This is a genomic window from Planktothrix sp. FACHB-1355 (genome assembly GCF_014748295.1).
Taxonomy (GTDB): Bacteria; Cyanobacteriota; Cyanobacteriia; order Cyanobacteriales; family Aerosakkonemataceae; genus Aerosakkonema; species Aerosakkonema funiforme_A.
Genome location: NZ_JACJUP010000003.1, coordinates 35,451 through 44,037 on the forward strand (window position 1 = coordinate 35,451; position 8,587 = coordinate 44,037).

Below are 8,587 nucleotides of genomic sequence, written 5' to 3' on the forward strand. Positions count from 1 at the left end.
CTGTCTTAATAATACACCTTGGGAGGGCGGTTATCAATCTCTAACTGTCTTTCTCTGGCTGTCTTTTTAGGACATATAAATAGGACAGGTTATAGAGATTTTAATTCTTTAATGTCCTGTCTTGCTGTCTTAGTAAGACAGGAGCAGGCAGATTGAGGGAGACCCGTTCCCACAATATGTCTTTAAAAGACAGGTGTATAGGACATCTAGTTGACAAGATTTCTCTATCTCCCTTAATCCTGTAGGAATTACTAGCAGGGTCAATTGTTTTGTTAAGACAGGTGCCTTTGACAGGTTTTCCAGACTGTACTGTCCTAGCTGGACACATATATCAGACAGGTAAGGTAGTTATGTAGAGTATGCCTGTCTTAAAAGACAGGTATTTAGGACAGTTTTAGATGCAGCGAAGCGATCGAACAAGATTTTACTTACCCTCCCTGTCTTAATTAGCTGTCTTAACAGGACAGCTAACAGAATTAATTGGGCGATCGCAGATTCTGAGTTTTAAGAGGGCACAGTACTAAGACGGTAAGAAAGATATAGCAGAAGGCAGAAGGAAAAAGTAATCACAGTAAGGGTTCTAGCCCTTCATAATGGCCTAATCGCCGATTCGGTTGCTATATAAACCTGTACTAACTACCTGTCTTGGTAGGACAGGAATAGGTGAGCGATCGCACATCCTATGTTTTAAGACAGCTATAGAGTACAGGTCAGTACAGTGTGAAAATACGATATCAAGGTGTAGACAACAGGAAACATACAAACCTGTACTAATTACCTGTCTTGACAGGACAGCAATAGGATATCCCCAGTCTAGTTTTTCAACTTGCTTGCAAAACTTTATTCTCGGTAGCTCTCCACCGCTGGGCGATCGCCATCAGCAGATCGGGAATTTCATCTTCAGAAATAGCCTCGATTATTTTTTCTACGGTTGTGACTCCAGCGGGCTCTCCTGCTACAAGCGAGCAGAAATATTTACGCGACCCCGGTGCTATCTGCTGCATTGCCTGAAGAAGCTTATCAAGCATTTGATCGGTTACGCCTGTCTTTCCGTGCCTGAACTGCGACACAAGGCTTTCACTTACCTCAGCGGCTTGTGCTAAGGCTCTGCCGCCAATACGGTAACGCTTTAAAGTTTCGTTGAAAGCTTCGTGGATCAACATTAAGATTTATGTCTCTAATTCATTATTACTTAATTTTGCTTTATCTTTAATTAAGTATTTTTTACCAAACGGAGGCACTTAAATAAATGCAGCCATCATGCTGAATATTACTAAATTAGCTTGATGGTAGACAGCTAAGTAATCGAGTTTATTTAACTTTAACAAATTCTGGAAATTTGCCAACACAGTTTGTCCGGTTTGGCAAAAAGGGTCATTAGCATATCTTTCCTACGCACCAATCTCATAAATTCCACTTCTGGCCACCATCGTGACAAGCAATCAAGGCTCTTTCGACGATGCCCAGCAACCATCAGGGGCATCTCAACTACCTACTGTAAGTTCCATCCCCGGAACACAGGCGGGCACTTCCACCCTCCGCGACCATTGGGAAAAAGAAGTACTGCCCAAACTAACCCCAGAAATGGTCTACACCGACCCAAACCACCGATTTCAAATCAGTGCAGACCGCTGGCGAGGCGGCAGTCCCTTCCGGGAAAGTAAGTCAGGCACATCCTTCGCAGTCTGGCCAGATACCTTGCGATTTTACGATTCCGGCATGGGATTTGCCGGAGATCCCATTTCCTATATCCACAGCCTGAAAATGGGACATTGGGAATACCCCAAAGGAGCTGACTGGGTAGAAGCCCTACGAGAATTATCTCGACGCGCTGGGGTAGAACATTTATTTCCAGAGCGCAACTACTCCAAACAGCACATAGAAAGAGCGCAGAAATGGGAAGAACGTCGGGGCATCTTTGCCACAGTCTACAACCTCTGCGCCGAATACCTCTGGACAGATGAAGCCGCCTATGTCAGAACCCACCTCATCAAAGAACGCGGCTTCACAGAAAAGCAACTTCAAAACTTACAAATCGGACTCTACCCCAGCCTAGAAGCAGTACAAGGTACACTCCGCGAACACTTATTCAACATCGACCTAGCATCGGAATGCGGAGTACTCACCCGTAAATGGGAAGGTTACGTCATCTTCCCCTGGCTCACGCCAGAGGGAGAACCGCTGACCATGTACGGGCATTGGCCCGCAGACAAAGACAACATCCCCCTCAAGAAAAACCATCCCGGTTGGAAAAAAGAACATGAAGCAGCTAGGAGAAGCTGGAACAAACTCAGCGAAGCTCAAAAAATAGAACACCCCTGGTCTGACCCGCACATACCCAAAAAATATGCCTGCTGGAATCCAAAAGACGAAAATGGTTCCTGGCTTTCCACTAAAGAATCTCCTCTTTACTTCGATCGAGCAGTCAAAGCCAAACAGAAGGAAGTTGTTTTGGTAGAAGGAGTTACCGACACGGCAATGGCCCAAAGCTTAGAGGATACCAGAGTAATAGCGTGTGTCGCCGCCAGTTTATCAAAAGAACAAGTCCAAACACTATCCCGCCACCGCATCCAACGAGTCAACATCTGCCTTGACCCTGACTCGGCAGGCGACAAAGGAATTATCAGCTGTATTAAAAGTTTACTTGCAGTCGGAATTACCCCTTACGTCGCTCCACGCTTACCTGATGGCGACGACGGCGACGGTGACCCCGATAAATTTATCATCAAAAACGGCATCGAAGCCTGGAAACAGCACACCAGTTTCGACAGAGCCATGCACGGTTTCCGGTGGATGGCCTGTCAGATCGTAGCCAACCATTGTCCGGTTGCATCGGACGGCTCAAGGTCTTCTACCCACCAAAACGAACACATATCAGATGCAGTTCGCGAAATCATCCTACGTGAAGCATATTTATGGACTTCCTCTATAGATAAACAGTGGTCAGAAGCGCTGGCTACCTATTTTTGGCCACAAATCAAACAAGCTGTAGGAAGCATAGAAATTCCAGAACTAAAAGAACAATCAGCCGACTCGTGCGGTGGCGTAGAAATATTACCATCACACGAGCAAACTTTAAAACTCAAAAGTCAGTCTTCAAAAGAAGAAACTGACCCAGGCTACTCCTGTGACTCTGAGCCTCAACCAACTACGGGTACAGTTTCCCTATTACGGGGAAACGATGGAGGCAGCAAAAAAGGCTCTAACCGCGATCGTCATAACCGCCATAGTCCAAACAACTTTAACCGCAGTAACGACAACTCTGGAGGAGGAGGGAGAGGTAGCGATAGTGGCGATTATAGCAATAGCGACGACTGGGATGAAAACGACTGGAGGGCACCCGTGTCTTGGAATGGAGAAATCGGTAAATGGTTTAAAAATGAAGATGGCACCTTCAAATTCAAACCCCTAACTGACTTTGACTTTATCATTATCGGTGAAGTAATGGCCGCACCCGGTTCGGACGCTGGCGGCGGCTATGTTGTCAAAATCAAACGCGCTTTCGAGTCTACCGAACGCGAAATTCTGCTCAAATCCCTAGAATGCATTACCGTTAAAGAATTTACGACTACCATCAACAAAAAATTTGGCGTCCACCTCAGCTGTCGCCTTTCCCAAGATCAACTCGTAGCCCTCATTCACGAACGTTTAAAAGACTACCATGTCAATCGTGGTGGAAAAACATATCGCTGCATCGATCGGTGGGGTCAACAAGAAGATGGCACCTGGGTTTTCGCCGATTGCCAATTTTTAGCGGATGGCACCCCTACCGATCGAGAGGGATCGCTCTGGGTTTACAATCCTAGCTTGGGCGCTGTAGATAACATTCTTCCTCCAGAAATCTTACCTCACAATCCCCACGCGCTGCGAAACCTGTTAGAAGCGCAGCAAAAATTTGCCGGTTCTAATTTCATTTACTTCTTACTATGCAACGGTTACGTTGCCGCTTCCCTTAACTTTCAAGAAATCATCAAAGTTGAGAAATTTTTCCCCATCTTAAATCCCTGTGGTGACGGTGGAAGCAAGAAAACAGTTGCCGTGCGGTCTGCATTATCTTTAGCGGGTTGGGGCGATATGGAAAGAGGGGGATTAAGCTCTACCACTATGAGTATGGCTTACGAACGGTTGAAATGTTTGGGTTCTATTCCCAGTTTGTGGGATGACCCCTTTGGTAATAAAAAACAAGACAGCGAAACTTTAGATGAATTCATGCACCGTTTGTACAACGCTTTCCCCAGACAGGTGCGCGGCAATTCTCAACAGCCCCATTCATCTCTGATTGTGACCAGCAATAAAAGTTTGGGAGAAAGCAATCCGGCTACTAAAAGTCGCATTATCCATCTATTTATGCCCGTTATCAAAGATGGCAACAGAGAAGCTTGGAATGAACTCAGACGAGCTTGTTTGCAAGCTGCGGGTGCTTTTCAAGATTTGATAAAAATTGGCTATCCTCAAAAGGAAATTTACGCTTTACGCTCACGTCTAGATCGACATCTACCTACCGCTCACGAACGCGCTGCAGATAACTTAGCGCCTTTGGTTTTCTATACTAAAAAAATTGCCGAATTAGGTGGGTTAGATATTGATGTTGAAGGTTGGGTAATTAAGTATCTCTGTCCCGCAATGAACGAAAATTTAAGCGGACTCAATAGCGTGACAGATTTTTTTGAGAAGCTTCCCGCTTTGATGGGAGCCAACGATGTCGGAACTTGGAACGCAGATACGATCGAAAGTAGGGAATACGGAAAAGTGCTGGCATTGCATTTACCTTCGATTTGGACTCAATTCGAGCGCCAATTCTCTCCAGCTTACAACCGTCCGGTTCTAGAACGGGTTTTGGTTCAGATGGGGGCACTCAAGAATAAGAGTGCTAAATTGCATAGCGATCGCGACTCAGTTCTAGCTTACCAGCGGGCTTTGCTCAATTTACGCTTTGACGAAAACGGTGATGCACTTTACCCCAATCAGCCGGAACGTATCAATAAAAAGTGTTTGTTTGTACCGCAGAAATTGTGGCGCACTCTTAACTTAGATTGGTTATTAGATGACGATGACCCGGACGACAGTTCTCCCGGTGGCGGCGATGGTTCTGGTGGAGGTGGTTCTCCAGGTGGTGGGGGTTCTTCTGGTGGAGGTGACTTAAACAACGATCTGGTGACTGAGTTTTGTCAAGAAGATACTATCGAAAATTCGGCCACTTCCTCACGTTTACCAGAAAGTGACTTTAGCTTTAACGAAGATCGTACCCGCGATCGCGGTTATTTTTCTTCAAGTAACCAAGCCTGCACTCCAGTTACACACTCGGTCACCACCGATTCGGTGAATTGTTATAACCTAGAAAGCAAAAGCATTTCAGCTTCTGTTTCGAGTGCAAGTAACTTAGTAACCGAAGACCGACTGCAATCAGAAGCTAAACAAAATTCCGTTCTGCCTTCAATTGTAGAAGTGAACGAGAGTCTTGATGTAACTTCTGCTGTTGCCTTTCCGGCGACCCCTACATCGGGCGACGAGGTTACTCAAGACAGCTATTCGGCTCAAAGTGTTGATAGTACTGGTGTTCAAGAATCACCAAGTTCCGACGGATTAAAGGTTACTAGCTCGCAGAATTTGGTTACTCGATCGCATTCTGGCTCAATATCCCCTTCTCAAGGAGATCTAGTTGAAGAATTAACAAAAGAGTGCCTCGTTCTCAAAAAACAGTTAGAAGATTCAACAGCAGAAGTACGGTTAGATGAGCGTTCTAGGACTTTTCGTGAATTGCAGACACTGTTGACTAACTATTGCAGTGTACGTGCGGCTGTACAAGTCAACCCTCAACTGCCTGCTTCTAATATAGTTTCTCTATTCGTACCGTTGGATAATCTGTTGGCAAGCTGGGGTATCGAACCATTAGGTCAAGTTTGGGAACAAGTACCTTACAATCCCCAGTTACATCAAGCAGATGTCAATGATATTGCTGAGGGAGAGTTGGTTTTTGTGAGGTTTGTAGGGTATAAGAATGGCTCTCGCATTCTTTGTCCTGCCAAAGTCAGCCGGACTCGACCATTTAGCTAAAATTAGATTTTTTAGACCTAAAGAGAGATGCTACTGTAATGGCTTCATCCGGTCTGAAGAACGAGCCACTTGGTACGATTCCTTTGTGCAGATGTTGGATGTTCTCCAAGCGTGGAGAATGTCTGTAGACGCAAGAATATGCGTAGCTGCGAGCTCGCAGAGCGTCAAATATTAACTATTTGTTCGCTAAAAACAAATCGTGTTTGGCCCTCGTAGCAGCGACAAACTGCAAGTTTTTTTCCTGCTCCTTTTCCCAATCCTTCTCAGCTCTTGGATGTGGAAGCAAATCCGGTCTAATATGAAAAACTCTCTCAGCCTCCAACCCTTTAGAGCCATGTATCGTGGTCAAGAACACTTCATTAAAATCACCTTTAGATAAACGCTCGATCGCCCCAGTCAGTTCGGCTGTATCTTGGCAATGATTACCTGTATAAATGGCATTAAGGGTTAGGATGCGATCGTGCAAATCTACAACTACTGTAATCGGTACTCCATCAGCGAGCATCTCTTTTTTTCTTGACTCATACCACGCTTGCAAAGTATTAGTAAATTCCTGGCAACTATACTTTTTCACTGATTCTCCTACAATTTCGCCAAGTAAGCTATTTAGTTGACTGGCTATATCTTTATTTTTAATTTTTGCTGCAATTCCTGCCTTGAGCAGTTCGTAATATACTGGTATCAACGGATAAAAGCAGCGACAGATAATCAAATCGCCAGCTTTAGCTAACTTGGGAATTTCTGCTATTTTTATTAACTTAACCGTCCCTAGTGGCGCATTCTGACGAGGTTCGATTACATTATAAATCTGATTGGCCAACTCGATATGGGTAGTCGGACATCTATAGCAAATAGATAAAGGTAATTGAATCGCACTCCTGCGCTCTATAATATTAGCAATACTCTGTCGATCGGCGGCACTAAATCCCATGATAGCTTGACGTTCGTCACCAACAAAAATACCCCTAGCTCCTGCTTTATATGCCCTCATGACAATATCGATTTGTGCGGCGTTAAGGTCTTGCACTTCATCTACACACAGAAAATCGTAGCTATATACTGGCAAATTCAACACAGATGGTAGCCACACCATATCTTCGTATGAAATGAATTCTCTACACTGACGTATTCCTATTTCTAGAATCTCAAACACAGCTTTTTGAATAAAATCCCAATCTCCTATGCTAGGCAATCCATAATAATGGCATAATTGTTTTAACGTTGTGCTATTGCTGGGGTCAGCTAGAGTAAGTTGACTGAACTTTACCAGCGATACCAATCGATGGTATTCCAGTGGCGAGTGTACTTTTCTATCTGCTAAATAATCTTTAACAATTACTGAATATTTACGTTTGTTAATCTCAGGCATATTGCGAAAAGCACGACATAAGCTTGATAAACCCAAACTGTGTATAGTACTCGCTTCGATATGTTTGGGCAGTTTACGATTTAGCTCATCAGCAATATGTTTGTTGAATGCTAGAAAACGCGATCGCAGATTTTTGGGAATGAAATTAGCGCCTTTAATTAAAGTAGTAGTCTTGCCGCTGCCCGGTACAGCAGAAACTACACATGACCCTTGACCGGATGCTAACCAATCGAAAATTGCTTTTTGATAGGCAGATGGCATAAATCCCAACACCATATCTCCTGATGTTGGTTGGCTATTAGCCTTATTATGAGAAAGGCGGTGCGGTGTTCCCAGCACCATATCGCCTATTCCTGGAAGTGGAAGTTGTTCGTGATCCACGTTTCTTACTTAAAAATGTAGGTTTTCATCAAACTATCGCTCGCTACTAATATTTGTGTCTGTATGCTTTGAAAAAACTGGGCGATCGCATTTATTTTCGGGCTGCTTTTTTGATAAACATTGGTAATATTATAGATAACAGTATTAAATTATAATACATAAAATCACCGAAACTGATGCCCAAGGATGAGAAAACCCTTCCCCTACCATGCCACAATGTACGAGGCAAATATATTCACCGCTAAAAAAACGCTGATAGGTTGCACTCGGTTTACCTGCTAAGTCGAAACCTTCCTTCTCGCTATGAACTAAGCCAACGCGCTCTTTCAGGATAGGAAAGTTTTGCAGCAGTTGGTATAATCGATGGGCGTGCGGTATGTTGAGAGCGCGGACAATCATGGCGTGCGGTCGCTCTGTGTCACGCTTTTGAGTTAAAATTTCTACAGCTTTTTCTAAGACTGGCAAGCAAAAGGAATCCGCTAGTAAAATTTTTCTAAACCATTCTTTATCTGATTCAGCTTTGGCAAAAAATACTTCTGGTGTATATTCAATTTCTTCTCCATTTAACTCTTCTACCAGGAATGCTTTACTCGTTGCTTCTTTGTACATTACCCGTTTGATGGGTGGTTCTTTGAGTTGCCAAGCATCCTGAATGGTGAACTCGTAATCTGTAACTGGGGAATAAGTAGTCGGACAAAAGTAATCGACACTGTATGAACTTTTGTTAAGGCACTTGCAGGAGTGCCTTCGCACAGCGTGCCGTAGGCATATCGTGCATCGGCA

4 protein-coding genes are annotated in these 8,587 nt (G+C 44.2%); 1 reads left to right on the forward strand and 3 read right to left on the reverse strand.

Annotation, left to right across the window (positions count from 1 at the left end; all coding sequences use genetic code 11):
* Positions 1–821 precede the first annotated feature (821 nt).
* The gene (locus H6S82_RS00725; protein WP_191055939.1) at positions 822–1,163 is read right to left on the reverse strand and encodes a hypothetical protein; all 342 of its coding nucleotides are present in this window, start codon (positions 1,161–1,163) and stop codon (positions 822–824) included.
* A gap of 268 nt (positions 1,164–1,431) precedes the next feature.
* Here H6S82_RS00725 and H6S82_RS00730 point away from each other — a divergent pair, with 268 nt between their 5' ends.
* Positions 1,432–6,054: a toprim domain-containing protein gene (locus tag H6S82_RS00730; protein ID WP_347339446.1), complete on the forward strand. Its 4,623-nt coding sequence runs from the start codon at positions 1,432–1,434 to the stop codon at positions 6,052–6,054.
* A gap of 175 nt (positions 6,055–6,229) precedes the next feature.
* Here the strand turns inward: H6S82_RS00730 and H6S82_RS00735 are convergent, their stop codons facing one another.
* The gene (locus H6S82_RS00735) at positions 6,230–7,804 is read right to left on the reverse strand and encodes a UvrD-helicase domain-containing protein (protein ID WP_191055940.1); all 1,575 of its coding nucleotides are present in this window, start codon (positions 7,802–7,804) and stop codon (positions 6,230–6,232) included.
* A 144-nt stretch (positions 7,805–7,948) separates the two neighbouring features.
* On the reverse strand, positions 7,949–8,587 hold a 639-nt coding region (locus tag H6S82_RS00740; RefSeq protein ID WP_347339447.1), incomplete at its 5' end, for a hypothetical protein.